Consider the following 20,044-nt stretch of genomic DNA (forward strand, 5'->3'; position numbering starts at 1 on the left):
GGGGCATGACCTGCGGTTACGGTGAATCCATGGACGACTGGACACCCCGCACCAAGGCCATCGCCGCCGGCCGGCCGCACGGACCCGGTGAGCCGCTGAACACGCCGCTCGTCGCCACCAGCACCTACCAGGCCGGTGGCGATTTTGTGTACGCGCGGGGTGACGGCACGCCGACCTGGCACGCGCTCGAGGAGACCATCGGGGCGCTCGAGGGCGGTCACGCGACGGCGTTCGCGTCCGGGGTCGCCACCCTGTCGGCCGTCCTGGACCTGCTGCCGGTCGGGTCGCGGGTCGTTGTCCCGACGTTCAGCTACGCCGTGACCCGCGGGGTGCTGGCCCACGCGCAGAAGCTCGGCAAGCTCGCCGTCACCGAGCTCGAGCCGACCGACACCGCGGCCTGGGTGGCCGAGGCCGCGACGGCCGACCTGGTCTGGCTCGAGTCGCCGACCAACCCGACGCTCGACGTGATGGACATCCGGACCATTGCCGCCGCCGCGCGCGGCCGGGTCGTCGTCGACAACACCTTCGCGACGCCGCTGCAGCAGCGGCCGCTGGAGCTGGGCGCCGACGTGGTGGTGCACAGCGCGACCAAGCTGATCGGCGGGCACAGCGACCTGCTGCTCGGCATCACGGTGGCCAAGGATCCGGCCGTCGCCGAGGAGCTGCGTGGTGCGCGGACCCGCGTCGGGTCGACGCCGGGCGCCCTCGAAGCGTGGCTCGCGCTGCGCGGGCTGCGGACCATGCCGGTCCGGCTGGCCGAGCAGTCCCGGACCGCCGCGCTGCTGGCCGAGCGCCTCGGTGCGCACCCCGCCGTGACCCGGGTGCGGTACCCGGGCTTCGGGATGATGGTCGCCTTCGAACTGGCCGACGCCGAAACGGCCGACCGGTTCTGCGGATCGGTCCGGCTGATCCGGGCCGCCACGAGCCTCGGCGGGGTCGAAAGCCTGGTCGAGCGGCGGGCGTGGCTGCCGGGTGAGGAGCGCGTCCCGGCCGGGCTGGTCCGGTTCAGCGTGGGTCTCGAAGATCCGGAGGACCTCTGGCGCGACTTGTCCATCGCCCTCGCGGAGTAACACCAACGGCTGAATCCTCGATAGTCGCGGCATCGCAGTTTCGCTGGCTGTTTGGGAGTGGTCGTGGGTAGAACGCTGAGCCGGGTGGCCGGGATCGTCTTCGCGGGTGCGCTCGCCGCTGTGGTCGCCGCGCCGGCCGCGCTGGCGCAGACGGACACGACCACGGCGCCGTCGACGACGGAGACCAGCACGTCCGAGACCACCACGACGACGGCACCGTCGACTTCGGAGACCACGACCTCCTCTCCGGTCACGACCACCACTTCGGCGGCCCCGACCAGCGACGTCACCACGACCACGACCCCGGTCACGAGCACCACCTCGACCTCCGCCACCAGCGAGCCGCCGGTCGACGACCCGAACTACCAGGACGCCGTCGGCCACGGCTTCGTCGGCCTCGGCGGCGAGGGGATCCTGGTGGTCGCCTGCGCGTCCGGCAAGGTCGGGGGCATCCTCAGCCTGAACCTCAGCGTCACGTCGGGCCCGGACCAGGACGAGTCCGACGGCCGGTACTGGAACTACTCGGTGACCGTCTCGACGCCGCCGTCCGGCCCGACCGCCCGGTTCGCCTTCACCTGCGACGGTGTCGAGGGCATCGGGATCGTCGAGTTCGAGCAGGAGCAGCCGCCGACCTCGTCGAGCAGCACGCCGACCACCACGAGCGCCGCGCCGTCGAGCAGCGCTCCGGTCACCACCGCTCCGGTCACCACCGCGACGTCGGCGGCGCCCGGCAACAGCGCGCCGAAGGCCCAGGTCAAGGTGGCGCCCAAGGGCGGGATCGAGACCGGCTTCGGCGGTACCGCCGGATGACCGTCCGGCGGGCGGGTGTGGTGGTCGCCGCGCTCGCCGTCCTGCTGGCCGGGTGCAGCACCGCGGAACCGCAGGCGGCCGCGCCCAAGGGGCCTGTCCCGTCGTCGGGCCCGGTCAGCGTGCCGTTCAAGGGTCTCCGGCCGACGTCGGTGAAGATCCCCAAGATCGGCGCCGAGTCCAGCTTGCTCGCGGTGGCGGTGAAGACCGACGGCACGATCTCCGTCCCGTCGGTGCACACGCCGATGCAGGCGGCCTGGTACAAGCTGTCGCCGGTGCCCGGGGACGTCGGCCCGGCGATCGTGCTCGGGCACGTCGACGGCGACAAGAAGCCGGGCATCTTCTACAAGCTCAAGGACCTCGCGCCCGGCGACGAGGTGGACGTCGACCGCAGTGACGGCAAGAAGGTGAAGTTCGTCGTGGACCGCGTCACCCAGGTCCCGAAGGACACGTTCCCGCGTGACGCCGTCTACGGCAACAGCGACCAGCCGGAGCTGCGGCTGATCACCTGCGGCGGGGTGTTCGACCACGCCGAGCACAGTTACAAGGACAACATCGTCGTCTACGCGAAGCTAGCCAACGCCTGAGCCGGGGTACGGGAACTCCGGCTTCGACGCGGCTCCGGGGCACACCCAGCGCCGCATCCCGGCGTCGCAGACCGCGTACCCCCAGTTGATCAGCTGGTCCTGCACCTTCTCCGGCGTCTTCGTGAGCCGCGTCTTCGTCTCGGCGAGCGCGCGGGTCTGCTCGACCGGCGCGGGCAGCGCGTCCGGCAGCTCGAAGTTCGCGATGTTGCTGTAGGTCGCCCAGTACGTCCCGGCGAACTGCTTGTCCTGGTAGGACTTCAGCAGCGAGCCGGTGCGCAGCTCACGGACCTGGTTGTCCATCACGGTCAGCACGCGCAGCAGCTGCATCGGCCAGTTCCGCTTCGGCTTCTCGTCGTGCTTCATCTTCTTGCCGGCGTCGCTGACCAGGATGGTCGCGCGCTGGTTCTCGATCGGGTCGAGGCCGAGGTTGTCGTACACACCGGCGTCGCTGAGCACGATCTTGCGGTCGGTCCGGTGCGGGTCCGGGATCACCACCGGCGACAGCATCGGCGGGAAGGCGGACGACGCGGCGACGGCGGTGGCCAGCGGCACCTGCCCGTGCGGGCCGGGCTGCCGGAAGAACCACCACAGCGAACCGTCCTGCAGGCTCGTCGCGGTGAACACGAACTGCGGGCCGGCGGCGTCGAGGTCCGTGAGGCGGCAGTCGCCGAAGAGGTGTTCGGCGTACCGGCGCGCGAGCTCTTCACCCGCGCTGCGCCAGGGGATGAACAGCGCCTTCAGCGTCACCGGGATGTCGAGGTTGGTGCGCGCCAGCTTCCGGAGCGGCTCCACGACTTCCTTGCCGAAGTTCTCCGCGACGCCGTCGTCGCCGAACCACAGCTTGTGCCACGCGTGCGCCAGCACACCCGCGGCGATCGAACCGCCGGAGACACTGGAGACGGTGGTCAGCTTCGGCAGCCAGCCGAGTTCGTTGAGCCGCCAGAGCGCTCCCGCGTGGAAGAGCATCGCGCGGTAGCCGCCACCGGAAAGCGCCAGTCCGACGCCGTCGCGTTCCGAGGAATCCACCCGACGGAGTGTAGGGCGGTCAGCGCAACAAAGGTGTGAGAAGTGGCCGTTGCCCGGCCGGGACGTACTCGGCGTAGTTGTCGTACAACGCCTGTTTGGCCAGGTGGGCCGCGCCGGCGCCGTCGGCCGCGCGGATCGCGTCGAGCACTTCGGCGTGGTGCGCGAGCCACGCGCGCATGAGTGACGCGCGGTTGCTGGCGTGCTCCAGCTTGTCCTCGATCAGTTCCAGCACCACCCCGCGCACCACTTCTTCGCTGACCACCAGCAGGGGGTTGCGCGAGATGCGCGCGATCACCTCGTGGAAGGCGACGTCGGCGCGGCTGAACTCGGCGTAACCGCGCGAGACGCCTTCGCGCATCGACTCCAGCGCAGTGTCGAGGCCGGTGAGGTCGTCGTCCGTGCGGAGCTCGGCGGCGAGGAGGTGGGCCGAGCCGTCGAGGATCATCCGGAACTGCAGGAGCTCGGCGAGCCCGACGTGGTCGGCGCGCGCGAGCCGGTGCATGGACCGGTGCAACGCCACGGGAGACGCGGCCAGCACCTCGGGCCCGCGCGGGTCGCCGGGCCGTGACCGGATCATTTCGGCCGCCTGCAACACCCGCAGGGCTTCCCGGATCGTCGAACGGCCGACGCCGAACTGCGTCATCAGCTCCCGCTCGCTCGGCAGCCGCTCGCCCGGCTTGAGCTCACCGCTGATGACGGCCTGCTCGATCTGCTCCACGACCCGCTCGTACGCGCGGACCGGAGCCACCGGTTCGAACCGCATCCCTTGACCTCGACGTCCGTCGCGTGCAGGCTACTGGTCAGACCAGTGTACTAACTTTTTCGGGGGTCCGGGTGGCGGAGCCCCCGGCCCGGGGCGAAGTCCCGGTTGTTACAGCCCTGGAGGCCGAATGAAAGCCCGACTTCACGTGCTGGCAGTGGCGCTGCTGCTCGTGGTGTCCGGCTGCTCGGCCGGCTCGTCGGCCAGCGTTTCCGCTGGTCCGGACACACTTTCCGTCGGGTTCACGGCGGAGCCGGCGAACTTCGACTTCACCAAGACCGACGGCGCCGCGATCCCGCAGGCGCTGCTCTACAACGTCTACGAAGGCCTGGTGAAGCTCGACTCGCAGGGGCGTGTCGTGCCGTTACTCGCGAAGTCGTGGACGATCAGCCCGGACCGGAAGACCTACGACTTCCAGCTGCAGCCGGGTGTGAAGTTCAGCAACGGCGCGCCGTTCACCGCCGAGGACGTCAAGTTCTCGCTGCTGCGCGTGAAGACCGACTGGACCATCTCGATCAAGTCCACGATGGACGTCGTCGACCACGTCGACGTCGTGGCGCCGGACCACGCGCGGGTGGTGCTGTCGAAGCCGTCGAACGGCTGGCTGTTCAGCCTCACCAGCCGGCTCGGCGCGATGTTCAGCCCGACCGGTGTTGCGGACCTGGCGAACAAGCCGGTCGGCACCGGGCCGTACGTCGTCGCGGCGCGCAAGCGCGGTGACTCCGTGGTGCTCAAGGCGAATCCGACGTACTGGGGCCGGAAACCGGCGTACACCACGGTTGTCCTCAAGTACATCAAGGACCCGACCGCGCTCAACAACGCGCTCTACAGCAACGGCATCGACGTCATCTCGGCGATCACCGCGCCCGACTCGATCCCGCAGTTCCAGGCCGACGACCGGTTCCAGGTCGTCCAGGGCACGTCGAACAGTGAGGTCACGCTCGCGATGAACAACGCGCGGGCGCCGCTGAACGACCCCCGCGTCCGGCAGGCGCTGACCTACGCGATCGACCGGAAGGCGTTGCTGGACACGGCCTGGGCGGGCCGCGGCACGCTGATCGGCAGCATGGTCCCGCCGACCGATCCCTGGTACGAGGACCTGTCGAACGTCCACCCGTTCGACCCCGCGAAGGCCGAGGCGTTGCTGAGCGAGGCCGGTGCCACGAACCTGAACCTGCGGATGCGGATCCCGAACCTGCCGTACGCGGTCTCGGCCGCGCAGGTGGTGCAGTCGCAGCTGGCCGACGTCGGCGTGCGGACCACGATCGAGCCGCTCGACTTCCCGGCGGTCTGGCTCAAGCAGGTGTTCACCGACCACGACTACGACCTCTCGATCATCCAGCACGTCGAGGCGCGCGACATCACGACGTTCGGAAAGCCGAAGTACTACTGGGGTTACGACAGCAAGCGCGTCCAGCAGCTGCTGGCCGAGGCCGACAGCGGGACGCCGGAGCAGCAGGTCGCGGACATGAAGCAGGTGGCGCGGCAGCTGAACACCGACGCCGCCGCGGACTGGCTCTTCCTGTTCCCCAACGTGATCGTGGCGAAGGCCAAGGTCGGCGGGTTCGTCCAGAACCAGGTCAGCGAGTCGTTCGACCTCACCGGATTGGCGCCACGATGACGGCCAAGGTGCTGCGCCGGGTGGCGATCTTCGTGGTCAGCGTGCTGGTCGCGTCGATCGTGGTGTTCCTGTTCATGGCCGTGCTGCCGGGTGATCCCGCGCAGGTCGCGCTCGGTGTCAACGCGACACCGGAGCTGCTCGCCAAGACGCGCGCGGAGTTCGGCATCGACCGGCCGCTGGTGACGCAGTACTTCGACTGGATCGGCGGTGTGCTGCACGGCGATTTCGGCCGCTCGTACGTCACCCGCGACACCATCGGCCCGCAGCTGCTCGACCGCCTCGGCGTCACGCTCTGGCTGGTCGGCGCCGGCATGCTGGTGGCGCTGGTGATCGCGATCCCGGCGGGCACGTTCGCCGCGGTCAAGCACCGGAAAGCGTCCGGTGCCGGGGTTTCCGGACTGTCGCAGATCGGTGTTGCCATCCCCGCGTTCCTCGCCGGGATCATCCTGGTGCAGATCTTCGCCGTGCAGCTGCGCTGGCTGCCGTCGGGCGGGTGGACACCGCCGAACCAGGACTTCGGCGAGTTCTTCCGCGGTTTGGTCCTGCCCGCGTTGTCCCTCGGCCTGGTGCAGGGCGCGGTGCTCACCCGGTATGTGCGCTCGGCCGTGCTCGACACGCTCGGCCAGGACTACCTGCGCACCGCGCGCTCGAAGGGGCTGCGGCCGGGACAAGCCTTGGTGCGCCACGGCTTGCGCAACGCGTCGGTCCCGGTGGTCACGGTGCTCGGACTCCAGCTGGCGACGCTGTTGATCGGCGCGGTGGTTGTCGAGCGCGTCTTCGTGCTTCCCGGACTGGGCTCGATGCTGCTGGACGCCGTCGCGTCGCGCGACCTGCTGACCGTGCAGGGGATCGTGCTCGTGCTGGTGGTCGGCGTGCTGCTGGTCAACTTCGTCGTCGACGTCCTCTACACCGTGCTCGACCCGCGATTGCGAGGTTCGTGATGCGCAATCTCGTCATCGGTGGGGTGCTCGTCGGGCTGGTCGTGCTGGCCGCGGTGCTGTCGTTCTTCTGGACGCCGTTCGACCCGGTGAAGGTCGACGCGGCGCACCGGCTCCTGGGCTTCGGCGGCTCGAATTTGTTCGGCACCGACAAGTTCGGGCGTGACCTGCTGAGCCAGCTCATGGTCGGCGCGCGGACGACGTTGTACGTCGGTGTGGTCGCGGTCGGTATCGCCGCGGTGATCGGCACGCCGCTGGGCATCCTGGCCGGGATGTCGCCGCGGTGGCTGGGCGAGTTCGTCATGCGGGTCAACGACCTCGTGCTCGCGTTCCCCGCGCTGCTGCTGGCGATCATGTTCGGCGCGGTGTTCGGGGCGGACACGCTGACCGCGATGGTGGCGATCGGCATCGCGACCATCCCGTCGTTCGCTCGGATCGCCCGCTCCGGGACGCTGCAGGTGATGAGCACCGAGTTCGTGCTCGCCGCCCGCGCCGGCGGCCGGTCGCGGCTGACCATCGCCGTGCGGCACGTGCTGCCGAACATCTCGGGGCTGCTGATCGTGCAGGCGTCGGTGTCGTTCGCGATCGCCGTGCTCGCCGAAGCGGCGCTGTCGTTCCTCGGCTTCGGAACGCGGCCGCCGACCCCGTCGTGGGGCCGGATGCTGCAGGAATCCCAGGAACTGCTGACCGTGCAGCCGCGGCTGGCGCTGGTGCCGGGCATCGCGATCGCCGTGGCCGTGCTCGGGTTCAACCTCCTCGGTGACGGCCTGCGCGACCGCCTCGATCCGCGATTGGCGGCGAAGGTATGACGCTCTCGGTTTCGGGGCTCAGCGTGAACTCGCTGGTCAAAGATGTCTCCTTCACCATCGGCGCCGGTGAGCGGGTCGGCCTGATCGGCGAGTCCGGGTCCGGGAAGTCGTTGACGGCGTTGTCGATCATGGGCTTGCTGCCCGAAGAGCTGCGCGCGTCCGGCTCGGTGCGCCTCGGTGATCGCGAGCTGTTGGAAATGTCCGAAAGGGACATGTCCCGGTTGCGCGGTGACGAGCTGGCCATGGTGTTCCAGGAGCCGATGACGGCGTTGAACCCGGCCATGCGCGTCGGCCGCCAGGTCACCGAGCCCGGGCGCATCCACGGTCGCCGTCGATCCGCCGAGGAGCTCCTCGACGCGGTCGGGTTGCCGGGCACGGCTCGCGCGTACCCGCACCAGCTCTCCGGCGGGCAGCGGCAGCGGGTGGTGCTCGCGATGGCGCTGGCCAACGAGCCGGCACTGCTGATCTGCGACGAGCCGACCACCGCCCTCGACGTCACCGTCCAGGCGCAGATCCTGTCGCTGATCAAGACTTCTTTGCCCGCCGAGAGCGCGTTGCTGTTCATCACGCACGACCTCGCGGTGGTCGCGTCGGTGTGCGAGCGCGTCCTCGTGATGCTGGACGGCGAGATCGTCGAAGCGGGCTCGACGGGCGAAGTGCTGACGCAGCCGAAGCACGAGTACACGCGCAAGCTCCTGGACGCCTCGGACCTGGAGGCCCGGCGATGATCATCGAAGTCCGCGACCTCGAACGTCGTTACGCCCGCCGGGACGTCCACGCGCTGCGCGGAGTCAGCTTCGACGTCGAGGCGGGGCAGCGGTTCGGCATCGTCGGCGAGTCCGGTTCGGGCAAGTCCACGCTGGTCCGGCTGCTGGCCGCGCTCGACAAGCCGACCGCGGGCACCGTCTCGTTCCAGGGCCGGCGCATCGACAACCTGCCGGAACGCAAACTCGGCTTCCTGCGGTCGGAGCTGCAGATCGTCTTCCAGGATCCGATGGGCTCGCTCGACCCGCGGATGCGGGTGGCCGACATCATCTCCGAACCGCTGGGCCGCCGGAACCCGAAGCTCGTCGACGAGCTGCTGGCGGCGGTCGGCCTCCCGGCGGACGCGGCGGGGCGCTACCCGCACCAGTTCTCCGGCGGCCAGCGGCAGCGCATCTCCATCGCCCGCGCGCTCGCGCCGAGCCCGAGCGTGCTGATCGCCGACGAGCCGGTCAGCGCGCTCGACGTCTCCGTGCGCGGCCAGATCCTCGACCTGCTCGGCTCGCTGGTGGAGCAGTTCGCACTGACGCTCATCTTCGTGTCGCACGACCTCGGTGTGGTCCGGCACGTCTGCGACCGGGTCGCGGTGATGCGCCGCGGCGAGATCGTCGAGCTGGGTGACGTGTCCCAGGTTTACGACGCACCGGAGCACGAGTACACCCGGGAGCTCCTGGCCGCGGCGCCGAACCTGCGGGCGGAGCTGGCCCGGCTGAGCGGAGGTGACGATGCCTGAGTACCCGGACGGCCTGCCGGTCGGCGCGGAATGGGTGTCCACTGTGGACGCCGCGGAAATCGTTTTCCCTTACGACGGGAGCGTGGTCGGCACCGCGCCGCTCGGGACGCCGGAGCTGGCTCGACGTGCTGTCGACGAAGCTGTCGCCGTTGCGCGCGAAGTGGCTTCGCTGCCTTCGCGGACCCGCCGCAAGCTGCTCAACGATGTCGCGCTGGCGTTGACCGCGAAGCGCGAGGAGTTCGAGAACCTGCTCGTCCTGGAGACGGGCAAACCGCTGGTCGACTGCCGCGTCGAGGTCGCGCGCACGATCGTCACCTGGGAAGCCGCCGCCGAAGAGGTGTCACGGCTGCACGGCGAGACCGTCCCGCTGGACCTGCTGCCCTCGGGTGACGGCCTGGTCGGGTTCTGGAAGCGCAAGCCGATCGGGGTGGTGGTCGGCATCGCGGGCTTCAACTACCCGCTGCTGCTCGCGTCGCACAAGATCGCGCCGGCGATCGCCGCGGGCTGCCCGGTGATCGTCAAACCCGCGCCGCAGACCCCGTTGGCCACGCTGTGGCTGGTCCACCTGGTCCGGTCGGTCGCGCCGGTTGCCGCGATGGTCCAGCTGGTCACGGGTGACGCGTCCGTCGGCGCCGCGCTGACGACCGACCGCCGGATCGGCGCGGTCTCGTTCACCGGCTCGGCCGCGGTCGGCCACCGCATCGCCCGCGACGCGGCTCCGACGAAGACGTTGCTGGAGCTGGGCTCGAACGCCGCCTTGGTCGTCGCCGAGGACGCGGACCTCGACGCGGCCGCGGACGCCGTGCTGCGCGGCGGGTTCTACGCCTCCGGACAGGCGTGCATCTCGGTCCAGCGCGTGCTGGTCGTCTCGTCGGTCGCCGAAGACTTCACCGAACGGCTGCTGGCCCGGCTCGACGAGGTTGTCATCGGCGATCCGCGTGACGAGAAGACGCGGGTGTCGGCGCTGATCGACCCTGCTTCCACCGACCGCGTCGCCGCGTGGATCAAGAAGTCCGGCGCCCGCCAGGTCGGCGGTGGTGTTGACGGCACAGTGCTGCGGCCGACCGTCTTGCTCGACGTCCCGGACGGCGTCGAAGCCTGGGACGAGGAGATCTTCGGCCCGGTCGTCTGCCTGCGCACGGTGTCCGATGTGGACGAAGCCTTCGCCGCGGTGAACGCGTCCCGCTACGGCCTCCACGCGAGCATCTACAGCCGGTCCCTGAACACGGCGTTCCGCGCGCTCGACGAGCTGGAGGTCGGCGGCGTTGTGGTCAACGAAGTGCCCGGGTTCCGCTCGGACACCATGCCGTACGGCGGGGTGAAGGACTCCGGCATCGGCCGTGAAGGGCCCCGGTTCGCCGTCGAAGAGCTGACCGTGACGAGGATGGCGGTGCTGCGCCCGTGAGCTACGAGAACCTCTTCCGGCTGGACGGCCGCCGGGCCGTGGTGCTCGGCGCGGGCGGCATCGGCGCCGAGGCGGCACGGGCGCTGGCCGCGCACGGCGCTGACGTGATCTGCGCGGACCGGGACGTCGAGGCCGCGCGTGAGGCCGGCGTCGGCGAGGCGTACGAGATCAACCTGCTCGAACCCGGGGCGGTCGACCAGGCCGCGAGCGACCTCGGCCCGCTCGACATCGTGGTGCTGACGGCCGCGACCAACGTCCGCAAACGGTTGCTGGACTACACCCGCGAGGAGTTCGACCGGGTCATCGCGCTGAACCTCGGGGTGACGTTCGAGGTCGTCCGGGCGTTCGGCGCCGACATGGTCGCGCGCGGGCGGGGGAGCATCATCGGCTTCTCGTCGATCCGCGGCACCACCGTCGAGCCCGGCCAGGGCCCGTACGCGGCCACAAAAGCCGGGCTCGTCCAGCTGTTCCGGACGGCGGCGGCGGAGTTCGGCCCGGCCGGCGTCCGGGTCAACGCGATCGCCCCCGGCGTCGTCGAGACCCCGCTGACCGCGCAGATCAAGGCGAACCCGGAGTGGTACGACGCGTACGCGCAGAAGAGCGCGTTGGGTCGCTGGGCGCGTCCGGACGAGCTCGCCGGCGCCGTGGTGTACCTCGCTTCGGACGCTTCGTCGTTCGTGACCGGCTCCGTGCTGGCGGTGGACGGCGGCTGGACCGCCGTCGACGGCCGCTTCGAACCGCCTGCTTCGTAAGGAGGGCTCATGACCGAGCTGCCCGATCTGACCGCCGTCGACCTCGTTGCGCAGTTCCGCGCGAAGACGCTCTCGCCGGTCGAGGTCACCGAAGCCGTTCTCGCACGTATCGACGCGCGAGAGCCGGAGCTGCACGCGTTGTACGCGTACGACCCTTCGGCGGCTCTCGACGATGCGAAGGCCTCCGAAGCGCGCTGGGCGTCCGACGAACCGCTGGGCCCGATCGACGGTGTCCCGCTGACGCTCAAGGAGAACATCGCGACCCGCGGCACCCCGGTCCCGCTGGGCACCGCGGCGACCGCGCTCGTTCCCGCCGCCGAAGACGCCCCGGCGGCCGCGCGGATCCGCGAGTCCGGCGGTGTCCTGCTGGCCAAGACGACCATGCCGGACTACGGGATGCTGACGTCCGGGCTGTCCAGCTTCCACACGACCGCGCGGAACCCGTGGGTGACGTCGGCTTCGCCGGGCGGGTCGAGCGCGGGTGCGGGAGCCGCGGCCGCCGCCGGGTACGGCCCGCTGCACGTCGGCACCGACATCGGCGGCTCGATCCGGCTGCCCGCGGGCTGGTGCGGCCTGGTCGGGCTGAAACCGAGCTTCGGCCGGGTGCCGGTCGACCCGCCGTTCCTCGGCCGGGTCGCCGGGCCGATGACCCGCACCGTCGCCGACACGGCGTTGCTGATGAGCGTGCTGTCCGCGCCCGACCCGCGTGACCACCTGAGCCTGCCGCCGGAGGACCTGCCGTGGTCGTCGCTCGACGGCTCCCTCGCGGGACTGCGTGTCGGGCTGCACCTCGACTCCGGCCCCGGCCTGCCGGTGGACCCGGCGACCCGCGACGCCGTCACCGCGGCGGCCCGGGTCTTCGAGGCCGCGGGCGCGGTGGTCGAGCCGCTCGGGCCGTTCCTCACTCGCGAGATGCTCAGCGGCCTGGACGTCTTCTGGCGCACGCGCGCCTGGTCGGACATGGCGGTGCTGCCGCCGGAGCGCCGCGCGAAGGTCCTGCCGTACATCGCGGACTGGGCGGCGGGCGGCGCCGAGGTGCCCGGCGTCGACGTCTACCGCGGTTTCGCCCAGATCGACTCGATCAGCGTGGCGACCCTGCGCGCGACTCAGCCGTTCGACGTCGTCCTGTCGCCGACCTGCCCGGTCGCGGCCCCGCCGGCGGAGTGGGCGTCCCCGACGAACGACCCGGCGCGGCCGTTCGAGCACATCGGGTTCACGGTGCCGTACAACATGTCCGGCCAGCCCGCGGTGTCGCTGAACTGCGGTTACACCGACGACGGCCGCCCGATCGGCCTCCAGCTCTCCGGGCGCCGCTTCGACGACGTCGGTGTCCTGCGCGCGGCCGCGGCGTACGAGCGGCTTCGCGAGCCTCAGCGTCCCTGGCCGATCGGGTAGGGAAGAAGATCCGGGCCCGCGGCGAAGTGGTGGTGGAACTGACGCCGACGGGAAGGATCTCCATGACAGAGGCAGCCACATGACGGCGGCCCCGGTGCTCGGCGCCGAGTCGTTCACCGAGGTGCACGACCGCCACTTCGCGGCCGTCTACCGGTACGTGGCGGGGCGGCTCGGCGCCCAGGCGGCGGAAGACGTCGCCGCCGAGACGTTCCTGGTCGCCTTCGACCGCCGGAAGACGTTCGACGCCACCCGCGGCGACCTGCGGGCCTGGCTGTTCGGCATCGCCACGAACCTGGTGTCGAGGCATCGCCGCAAGGAGGCCCGGCACTACCGCGCGCTCTCGCGGCTCGAGGTGCCCCGGCCCGCCGAAGGCCACGAAAACCGCATCGTCGTGGCCGGGCAGCTGGGAAAAGCGTTGTCGCGGTTGACCGCCGGCGAACGCGACGTCCTGCTGCTGGTGGCCCTCGCCGACCTCGGTTACGCGCAGGTCGCCGAAGCACTCGGCATCTCCCCGGGCACGGTCGGCTCCCGGCTGACGCGCGCCCGCAAGAAGCTCACTCCCGTTCTCTCCCCGGAGGCCACCGATGAATGACCTGGAGACGCTGCGCACCGCGCTGCTCCCGGAAGACCCCAGCCACGACGTCGCCGACCGGAGCCGCCACCGGCTCCAGAACCACATGCTCGTCGGCCGCCGCCGCCGTCGTGTCGGCCCGATCGCCCTCGGCGCGGGGGTGCTCGCCGCCGCGGTCGCGGCCGGCGTCGTGGTGGCGACCCTGCCCGGCACCCCGGCGCCGGCGCCGTCCCCGCAGGCCGCGGCGCCGGTCGCCGTCACCGGCCAGGAGGTTCTGCTGGCCGCGGCCACGGTGGCCGCGCAGGTGCCGGCGAGCACCGGCACGTACTGGCACGTCAAGATCAACGCGTCCGAGACCTACGAGTACTGGACCAAGGCCGACGGGCACGTGTGGTTCCTTGGCGCGAAGACCAGGGGCCGGGTCATGCCGCTGGGCGAGCTGCCCTTCCGGCTGGGTGGCGCGGAGGTGACCATGGCGAAGATCCAGACCCTCCCCGCCGAGCCGGCGGCCTTGCGGGACTGGATCACGAACCTGGTGGCGCACAGCGACATCCGGACGAGCGGGGGCCCGCTGACCGCGGACCAGCGTCAGCAGGCGGTGCTCGAAGGCCTGGTCTCGCTCGTGTCCACGCTGCCCGCGCCCCCGGCGGTCCGGGCCGCGTCGTTCCGGGCGATCGCGGCGTACCCGGGGGTGCGGGCGGTCGGCGCGGTGCCGGGCGGGCAGGGCCTGCAGCTGCCGCCGCCGGGAGGGGGACTGCTCGTCGTCGACCCGGCGACCAGCCGGGTGAACAAGACGTCGACGTACGTGACCGCGGACGGCGCGATCGCCACCGCGGCCGAGGGCACCACCTTCGGGATCAGTGCCGAGTGGACGGACAGCCTGCCGAAGTGAAAGACCGGTGGCCGGGCCTGCGCGCCCGGCCACCGGGGCTCAGCTCTTGACCGCCTCGGCCAGCGCGAGCACGCGGCGCGCGTTGTCGACGTGCAGGTTTTCGATCATCCGGCCGTCCACAGTGACCACGCCGCTGCCGGCCTGCTCGAAGGCCTCGATGATCCGCCGTGACCGGTCGATCTCCGCTTCGGACGGCGCGAAGATCCGGTTGCACGGCTCGACCTGGCCCGGGTGGATGAGCGTCTTGCCGTCGAAGCCGTACTGACGGCCCTGGACGCACTCCTCTTCGAACCCGGAAAGGTCCTTCACGTCGTTGTAGACGCCGTCGAGGATCACCTTGCCGGTCGCCCGGGCGGCCAGCAGGCACAGCGAAAGCCCGCCGAGCAGCGGGCCGCGGCCCGGGACGAACTCCGCGTGCAGCTCCTTGGCCAGGTCGTTGGTGCCCATCACCAGCACGGTCAGCCGCTCGGACGCCGCCGCGATCTCCTCGGCGTGCAGCATCGCGACCGGCGTTTCGACCATCGCCCAGATCTTCGTGTGCTCCGGCGCGCCGCCCAGCTCCAGCGCGCGCTCGATGTTGTGCACTTCGGAGGCCGAGTTCACCTTCGGCACGACGACCGCGGCCGGCCCGGCGGACGCGGCCGCGCGCAGGTCGGCGTCGTGCCACTCGGTGTCCAGGCCGTTGACGCGGATCGTCACCTCGCGCGTCCCGTACGAACCGACGGCAGCGCAGACGCGTTCGCGTGCGGCTTCCTTCGCGTCCGGCGCGACGGCGTCCTCGAGGTCGAGGATCAGCGCGTCGGCGGGGATGGTCTTGGCCTTCTCCAGCGCACGTTCGTTGGCGCCCGGCATGTAGAGGACGGAGCGTCTCGGCTTCAACTCGGTCATCCCAGGATCTCCTTGGTGGCGGCGTCGTAGGCGGCCGCGAGTTCGGGGTCGTCCGCCGCGAGGGCGTCGGCCAGTTCGGCGACCACGCGGCACTGCTTCACCGACGCGTCGTCCTGCATCTTCCCGTCGATCATCACCGCGCCGGTGCCGTCGCCCATCTCGGCGATCACGCGGCGCGCCCAGGCCACATCGGACGGCGAAGGCGAGAACACCTTCTTCGCGATGTCGATCTGCACCGGGTGCAGGCTCCACGCGCCGACACAGCCGAGCAGGAACGCGTTCCGGAACTGGTCCTCACACGCGACGACGTCGCGGATGTCCCCGAAGGGCCCGTAGTACGGCAGGATCCCGTGCATCGCGCAGGCGTCGACCATCCGCGCGACCGTGTAGTGCCAGAGGTCCTGCTGGTAGGTCGTGCGGCCTTCGTTCAGGTCGTCACCCGTCGGGTCGGTGCGCACCAGGTAACCCGGGTGCCCGCCGCCGACGCGGGTGGTCTTCATCCGGCGGCTCGCGGCCAGGTCGGCCGGGCCGAGCGAGATGCCCTGCATGCGCGGGCTCGCGCCGGCGATCTCCTCCACATTGGCCACGCCGCTCGCCGTCTCGAGGATCGCGTGGACCAGCAACGGCTTCGTCAGCCCGGCCCGCGCTTCGAGCTGGGCCAGCAGCCGGTCGACGTAGTGGATGTCTTGCGCGCCCTCGACCTTGGGGACCATGATCACGTCGAGCTTGTCGCCGATCTCGGTGACGAGCGTCACCAGGTCGTCGAGCACCCACGGCGAGTCCAGGCTGTTGACGCGCGTCCACAGCTGCGTCTTCCCGAAGTCGTTCGCCTTGGCGATCGCGACGAGGCCGGCGCGCGCGGCCTCCTTGCGGTCGGCGCGCACGGCGTCCTCGAGGTTCCCGAGCAGGACGTCGACCTTCTTCGCGATGTCGGGCGCCTTCGCGGCCATCTTCTCGTTGCTCGGGTCGAAGAAGTGGATCATCCGGGACGGCGTCACCGGGATCTCCCGCACGGGGGCGGGCGCGCCCAGGGCGAGCGGGGCGAAGAAGTCCTTCGGGGAGCGCATCGGTCCTCCACAGCGACGACTAAGTAACTGGCGGGTAACTTTAGTCGGGCGCGCGCGACACCGCTGCGGCGCAAGTCACCGCCGTGGGGGTGACGGCGGACAACCGCAGCTCAGCCACCTGCGTCCACTGTGGATTTTCCCCCGGTTGCGCCGAACGGCCTAATCGGACGAAGTGCCTTCGGTAGTCGGTTGCGGGCGGACGGTAGTGCCACTCACCTCGCGATCACTCGGTTGGCCGCACCGTTCGACCGAAGTCCCATGACCGCCTACCGACCGGTCATCGACCGCTGGCCGCCGCCGATCGCAGCCACTCGCACTACCCGGCGACGCCGCGCCGCCGCGCTGTTAGACAGATTGAGTGCCGGTTTTCACCGGTCACGAAGCGGTGCAGGTTAGAAGGAGGCGGACTCGTGGCGGCTACACCTCAGAACACCGAGCGCTCGACGGTCGCCGGTGGCGCGAAGCGCAGCCGGTCGATGCCGAGCCGGGTGGTGCCGCCGATCGAGCTTCCCGCGAGCGCCGACGAACTCGCCCGCGCCGCCGCGGCCCAGCTGGGCTGGAACGGCGTGGTGCTCCCCGAGATCACGATCCTGGGCCGCAAGGTCTGCGTGGTCGCCAAGCTGCGCACCGACGTGCACGCCGAACGCATCGCGATGGGTGCCGGCCCGGTGGCCGACCGTGCCACCGTCGACACCTGGACCTGGCCGGAGCTGGCCGGAACCGCCCCCGCCCCGGCCGCCGAGATCGTCGGCGTCCTGGCCGTCGCGCGCCACTGGCGCACCGCGATGGCCTCCGCGGTTCCGTTCGCCCGCTACGGCGAGGCCGCGATGGTGCTGCCGTCGCCGGCCGTGCTGACCGAGGACTACGTCGGCAACTGCCTGCCGCGGGCCCGGGCGTACGGCCTCGCGATCGTGACGGCGGACCCGAACGCGGTCGTCGACCTCGACCTCGAGGGCCGCACCGAGCGTGTGGTGCTGGCCGAGGACCCGGTCTCCCGCCTGATGAACGAGATCGTCTACGACCACCTGCTCCGCACCGCCGAGGCGCCCGCTTCGCACTAAGGTCGGCTCCATGCGAGTCGTCATTGCTGGTGGACACGGTCAGATCGCGCTGCGGCTGGAGCGGCTGCTTGCCGCGCGCGGGGACGAAGCGGTCGGGATCATCCGGAATCCCGCCCACGCGGCGGACCTCGAGGCGGCCGGTGCCCGAGCCGTCGTGCTCGACCTCGAAAACTCCGATGTGGACGCCGTCGCCGCGGTGCTGAAGGGTGCCGACGCCGCGATCTTCGCGGCCGGCGCCGGACCGGGCAGCGGCACCGCCCGCAAGGACACTGTGGACCGTGGCGCGGCGGCGCTGTTCGCCGACGCGGCCGAGCGGGCAGGGGTCCGCCGGCACATCCAGGTCGGCTCGATCGGTGCCGACAACCCGGAGAACCCCGACGTCACCGAGGAGTTCCGGCACTATCTGCGCGCCAAACGCGCGGCGGAAGACGACCTCAAGGCCCGCGACCTCGACTGGACGATCCTTCGCCCGGGCGCACTGACCGACGACCCGGGCACCGGCCTGGTGCTGCTCGCCGAGCGGACCGACCGCGGCCCGATCCCGCGTGACGACGTCGCCGCGGTGCTCGTCGGCCTGCTCGACGCGCCCAAGACCGCGCGCCGCACCCTGACGCTGATCTCCGGTGAGGTCGCGATCGACGAAGCGATCTCAGCACTGTGATCACCCAGGCATCCAGGGAAATCGCCGTCTTCAGCGGCAGCGCGCACCCCGAACTGGCCGAAGAGATCTGCGCCGAACTGGGCATCCCGCTGCAGCCGACGGAAATCCGGCGGTTCGCGAACGACTGCCTCGAGGTGCAGTTGCAGGCGAACTGCCGCGAGCGGGACGTCTTCATCATCCAGCCGCTGGTGAAGCCGGTGCAGGAGCACCTGGTCGAGCTGCTGCTGATGCTCGACGCGGCGCGCGGGGCGTCGGCGTCGCGGATCACCGCTGTGATGCCGCACTACTCGTACGCGCGCTCGGACAAGAAGGACGCGCCGCGCATCTCCCTCGGCGGCCGCCTGGTCGCCGACCTGCTGACCACGGCCGGCGCGAACCGCGTGCTCGCGATGACCCTGCACTCGCCGCAGGTCCACGGCTTCTTCAGCGTCCCGGTCGACCACCTGCACGCGCTGCAGGAGCTGGCCAAGCACTTCCGGCAGTACGACCTCTCGCGCACCACCGTCGTCTCACCCGACCTGGGTAACGCGAAGGAGGCGTCGCACTTCGCGCGGCTCCTCGGTGTCCAGGTCGCGGCCGGGGCGAAGGAGCGCTTCCCGGACGACCGCGTCCAGATCAGCTCGGTGATCGGTGAGATCACCGGCCGCGACGTGATCGTGCTCGACGACGAGATCGCCAAGGGCAGCACGGTCATCGAGCTGCTGGACAAGCTCCTCGAGCTGGAGCCGCGGTCGATCCGCGTCGCCTGCACACACGGGCTGTTCGCGGCGAAGGCCATCGAGCGGATCGGCAGTCGCGCGGAGGTGCTGGAGATCGTCTGCACCAACACGGTCCCGGTGCCCGAAGAGGAGCGCACCGAGAAGCTGAAGATCCTGTCGATCGCACCGGCCATGGCCGAGGCGATCCGCCGGATCCACAACGGCGAATCGGTCTCGGCGCTCTTCTAGGCCGGCCCGAGCACCCGGTCCAGGTAGGTGTTCGTGAAGACGCCGTTCGGGTCGGTTTCCTTGCGCACACGCAGGAAGTCGTCGAAGTGCGGGTAGCGCGAGCGGAGGACGCCGGCGTCGAGGTCGTGCATCTTGCCCCAGTGCGGGCGGCCGCCGACCGCGCCGGCGATCTTCTCGAACGCGCTGAAGTACTCGCGGTACGGCATGCCGGTGAACTGGTGGATGGCGATGTAGGCGGAGTCGCGGCCCTGCGCGGTCGACAGCCAGATGTCGTCGGCCGCTGCGACCCGCACCTCGACCGGGAACATCACCGGGTCCTTCAGCGTCGGCACCACGGCGCGTAGTTCGGCGAGCACGTCGAGCACTGATTCACGTGGAACAGCGTATTCCGTTTCGGTGAATCGGACGTTGCGCGCGGTGACGAAGACGCGGTGCGAGAGGTCGCTGTACTCACGCGCGGACAGCATGTTCGACGCGAAGCTGTTGAGCGACCGCACGAGCCGCGGCATCAGCCGGCCCGTCCGGCAGAGTCCGCCGAACGCCACGTTCTCCATGATCTGGTAGTCGACGAACTCGCGGACCTTGCTGAGCGGCTGCGCCGTCTCGGTCCGGTTGTTGCGCTTGACCAGGGCATTCTTGCCGTAGGGGAACCAGTAGAACTCGAAGTGCTCGTTGTCCGCGGCGAAGTCGTGGAAGCCCTCGAGGACCTGCTCCAGCGGCTCCGGCCGTTCCTGCGCCCGCAGCACGAACGACGGCTCGCACTGCAGGGTCACCGTGGTGATGACACCGAGCGCGCCGAGGCCGACGCGGGCGGCGGCGAAGAGGTCGGGGCGTTCGTCGGCTGAGCAGGTGACCACCGAGCCGTCACCCAGCACGAGCTCGAGCGCGACGATCTGGGTGGCGATGCCGCCGAGCCGCGCGCCGGTGCCGTGGGTGCCGGTGGAAATCGCGCCGGCGATGGTCTGTGCGTCGATGTCGCCGAGGTTGGTCATGGCCAGCCCGAGCGTGTCGAGCTCGGCGTTGAGCCGGCGGATCGTGGTGCCGGAGCGGACGGTGACGTGCCCGGTCTCGAGGTCCACCCGCTCGACGCCCGTCCAGTGGCGCAGGTCGAGCGCGTCGGAGTCGGCGACGGCGATCGCGGTGAAGGAGTGGCCGCTGCCCCAGGGGCGCACGGTCCGGCCGGCTGCGGCGATGGCTTGGACGGTCGCCGCGATCTCGGCCACGCTGCGCGGCTGGTGAACGTGCTGCGGTGAGGCGGACGCAGTGCCCGCCCAGTTGGTCCACCGGGTCAT

General features: G+C 70.8%; 21 protein-coding genes. 16 read left to right on the forward strand and 5 right to left on the reverse strand.

Annotated features, from left to right (window positions below):
* The first annotated feature begins 29 nt into the window (after window positions 1-29).
* The 3 genes from ACIA5G_RS00215 (at window position 30) to ACIA5G_RS00225 (ending at window position 2,464) form a co-directional block, all read left to right on the forward strand.
* Window positions 30-1,070 carry a trans-sulfuration enzyme family protein gene (locus ACIA5G_RS00215; protein ID WP_395920039.1) on the forward strand — a complete coding sequence of 347 codons (1,041 nt, stop codon included), beginning with the start codon at window positions 30-32 and terminating at the stop codon, window positions 1,068-1,070.
* A 63-nt stretch (window positions 1,071-1,133) separates the two neighbouring features.
* On the forward strand, window positions 1,134-1,880 hold the full coding sequence (locus ACIA5G_RS00220) for a hypothetical protein (protein ID WP_395920040.1): 747 nt from the start codon (window positions 1,134-1,136) through the stop codon (window positions 1,878-1,880).
* Window positions 1,877-2,464: a class F sortase gene (locus ACIA5G_RS00225; RefSeq protein WP_395920041.1), complete on the forward strand. Its 588-nt coding sequence runs from the start codon at window positions 1,877-1,879 to the stop codon at window positions 2,462-2,464. Before ACIA5G_RS00220 ends, ACIA5G_RS00225 begins: the two co-directional genes overlap by 4 nt.
* Here the strand turns inward: ACIA5G_RS00225 and ACIA5G_RS00230 are convergent.
* Together ACIA5G_RS00230 and ACIA5G_RS00235 are read right to left on the reverse strand one after the other, a co-directional pair.
* The gene (locus tag ACIA5G_RS00230) at window positions 2,450-3,490 is read right to left on the reverse strand and encodes a patatin-like phospholipase family protein (protein ID WP_395920042.1); all 1,041 of its coding nucleotides are present in this window, start codon (window positions 3,488-3,490) and stop codon (window positions 2,450-2,452) included. The two genes, ACIA5G_RS00225 and ACIA5G_RS00230, sit on opposite strands and share 15 nt — an antisense overlap.
* A 19-nt stretch (window positions 3,491-3,509) precedes the next feature.
* A complete protein-coding gene (locus tag ACIA5G_RS00235) occupies window positions 3,510-4,253 on the reverse strand; it encodes a FadR/GntR family transcriptional regulator (protein ID WP_395920043.1) in 744 nt (247 codons plus the stop codon).
* A gap of 127 nt (window positions 4,254-4,380) precedes the next feature.
* On the opposite strand from ACIA5G_RS00235, the gene ACIA5G_RS00240 reads away from it, so the two are divergent.
* The 10 genes from ACIA5G_RS00240 to ACIA5G_RS00285 all read left to right on the forward strand — a co-directional run bounded on the left by ACIA5G_RS00240 (window position 4,381) and on the right by ACIA5G_RS00285 (window position 14,128).
* Window positions 4,381-5,871: an ABC transporter substrate-binding protein gene (locus ACIA5G_RS00240; protein WP_395920044.1), complete on the forward strand. Its 1,491-nt coding sequence runs from the start codon at window positions 4,381-4,383 to the stop codon at window positions 5,869-5,871.
* Window positions 5,868-6,812, forward strand: a complete 945-nt coding sequence (locus ACIA5G_RS00245; protein ID WP_395920045.1) for an ABC transporter permease — start codon at window positions 5,868-5,870, stop codon at window positions 6,810-6,812. Before ACIA5G_RS00240 ends, ACIA5G_RS00245 begins: the two co-directional genes overlap by 4 nt.
* Complete coding sequence (locus ACIA5G_RS00250; RefSeq protein WP_395920046.1) at window positions 6,812-7,618, forward strand: ABC transporter permease; 807 nt, start codon at window positions 6,812-6,814, stop codon at window positions 7,616-7,618. Before ACIA5G_RS00245 ends, ACIA5G_RS00250 begins: the two co-directional genes overlap by 1 nt.
* Window positions 7,615-8,346, forward strand: coding sequence for an ATP-binding cassette domain-containing protein (locus ACIA5G_RS00255; RefSeq protein ID WP_395920047.1), 732 nt, complete (start codon window positions 7,615-7,617; stop codon window positions 8,344-8,346). The genes ACIA5G_RS00250 and ACIA5G_RS00255 overlap by 4 nt, the downstream gene beginning before the upstream one ends.
* Window positions 8,343-9,113, forward strand: a complete 771-nt coding sequence (locus tag ACIA5G_RS00260) for an ABC transporter ATP-binding protein (protein ID WP_395920048.1) — start codon at window positions 8,343-8,345, stop codon at window positions 9,111-9,113. Before ACIA5G_RS00255 ends, ACIA5G_RS00260 begins: the two co-directional genes overlap by 4 nt.
* Entirely contained in the window at window positions 9,106-10,518 is a 1,413-nt protein-coding gene (locus tag ACIA5G_RS00265; protein WP_395920049.1) for an aldehyde dehydrogenase family protein, read from the forward strand. The genes ACIA5G_RS00260 and ACIA5G_RS00265 overlap by 8 nt, the downstream gene beginning before the upstream one ends.
* Window positions 10,515-11,270: an SDR family NAD(P)-dependent oxidoreductase gene (locus tag ACIA5G_RS00270; RefSeq protein WP_395920050.1), complete on the forward strand. Its 756-nt coding sequence runs from the start codon at window positions 10,515-10,517 to the stop codon at window positions 11,268-11,270. Before ACIA5G_RS00265 ends, ACIA5G_RS00270 begins: the two co-directional genes overlap by 4 nt.
* Window positions 11,271-11,279: 9 nt before the next feature.
* Window positions 11,280-12,665, forward strand: a complete 1,386-nt coding sequence (locus ACIA5G_RS00275) for an amidase (protein ID WP_395920051.1) — start codon at window positions 11,280-11,282, stop codon at window positions 12,663-12,665.
* 79 nt (window positions 12,666-12,744) lie between these two features.
* Complete coding sequence (locus ACIA5G_RS00280) at window positions 12,745-13,257, forward strand: RNA polymerase sigma factor (protein ID WP_395920052.1); 513 nt, start codon at window positions 12,745-12,747, stop codon at window positions 13,255-13,257.
* Complete coding sequence (locus ACIA5G_RS00285; RefSeq protein ID WP_395920053.1) at window positions 13,250-14,128, forward strand: CU044_5270 family protein; 879 nt, start codon at window positions 13,250-13,252, stop codon at window positions 14,126-14,128. The genes ACIA5G_RS00280 and ACIA5G_RS00285 overlap by 8 nt, the downstream gene beginning before the upstream one ends.
* Before the next feature lie 39 nt (window positions 14,129-14,167).
* Here the strand turns inward: ACIA5G_RS00285 and ACIA5G_RS00290 are convergent, their stop codons facing one another.
* Both ACIA5G_RS00290 and ACIA5G_RS00295 read right to left on the reverse strand, forming a co-directional pair.
* Window positions 14,168-15,016: an HpcH/HpaI aldolase/citrate lyase family protein gene (locus ACIA5G_RS00290; protein ID WP_395920054.1), complete on the reverse strand. Its 849-nt coding sequence runs from the start codon at window positions 15,014-15,016 to the stop codon at window positions 14,168-14,170.
* Window positions 15,013-16,083 carry an HpcH/HpaI aldolase/citrate lyase family protein gene (locus ACIA5G_RS00295; RefSeq protein WP_395920055.1) on the reverse strand — a complete coding sequence of 357 codons (1,071 nt, stop codon included), beginning with the start codon at window positions 16,081-16,083 and terminating at the stop codon, window positions 15,013-15,015. The genes ACIA5G_RS00290 and ACIA5G_RS00295 overlap by 4 nt, the downstream gene beginning before the upstream one ends.
* A gap of 410 nt (window positions 16,084-16,493) precedes the next feature.
* Here ACIA5G_RS00295 and ACIA5G_RS00300 point away from each other — a divergent pair, with 410 nt between their 5' ends.
* From ACIA5G_RS00300 to ACIA5G_RS00310, 3 genes are read left to right on the forward strand one after another with little or no spacing between them, the layout of a single operon-like run.
* Window positions 16,494-17,144: a hypothetical protein gene (locus tag ACIA5G_RS00300; protein ID WP_395920056.1), complete on the forward strand. Its 651-nt coding sequence runs from the start codon at window positions 16,494-16,496 to the stop codon at window positions 17,142-17,144.
* Between the two features lie 10 nt (window positions 17,145-17,154).
* Window positions 17,155-17,805, forward strand: coding sequence for an SDR family oxidoreductase (locus ACIA5G_RS00305; RefSeq protein ID WP_395920057.1), 651 nt, complete (start codon window positions 17,155-17,157; stop codon window positions 17,803-17,805).
* Window positions 17,802-18,752 (forward strand): ribose-phosphate diphosphokinase, encoded by a 951-nt coding sequence (locus ACIA5G_RS00310; protein WP_395920058.1) that lies wholly within the window; start codon window positions 17,802-17,804, stop codon window positions 18,750-18,752. Before ACIA5G_RS00305 ends, ACIA5G_RS00310 begins: the two co-directional genes overlap by 4 nt.
* Here ACIA5G_RS00310 and ACIA5G_RS00315 read toward each other — a convergent pair.
* On the reverse strand, window positions 18,749-20,044 hold the full coding sequence (locus ACIA5G_RS00315; RefSeq protein WP_395920059.1) for a D-arabinono-1,4-lactone oxidase: 1,296 nt from the start codon (window positions 20,042-20,044) through the stop codon (window positions 18,749-18,751). The two genes, ACIA5G_RS00310 and ACIA5G_RS00315, sit on opposite strands and share 4 nt — an antisense overlap.

It is taken from the genome of Amycolatopsis sp. NPDC051758, assembly GCF_044453095.1.
Classification (GTDB): domain Bacteria; phylum Actinomycetota; class Actinomycetes; order Mycobacteriales; family Pseudonocardiaceae; genus Amycolatopsis.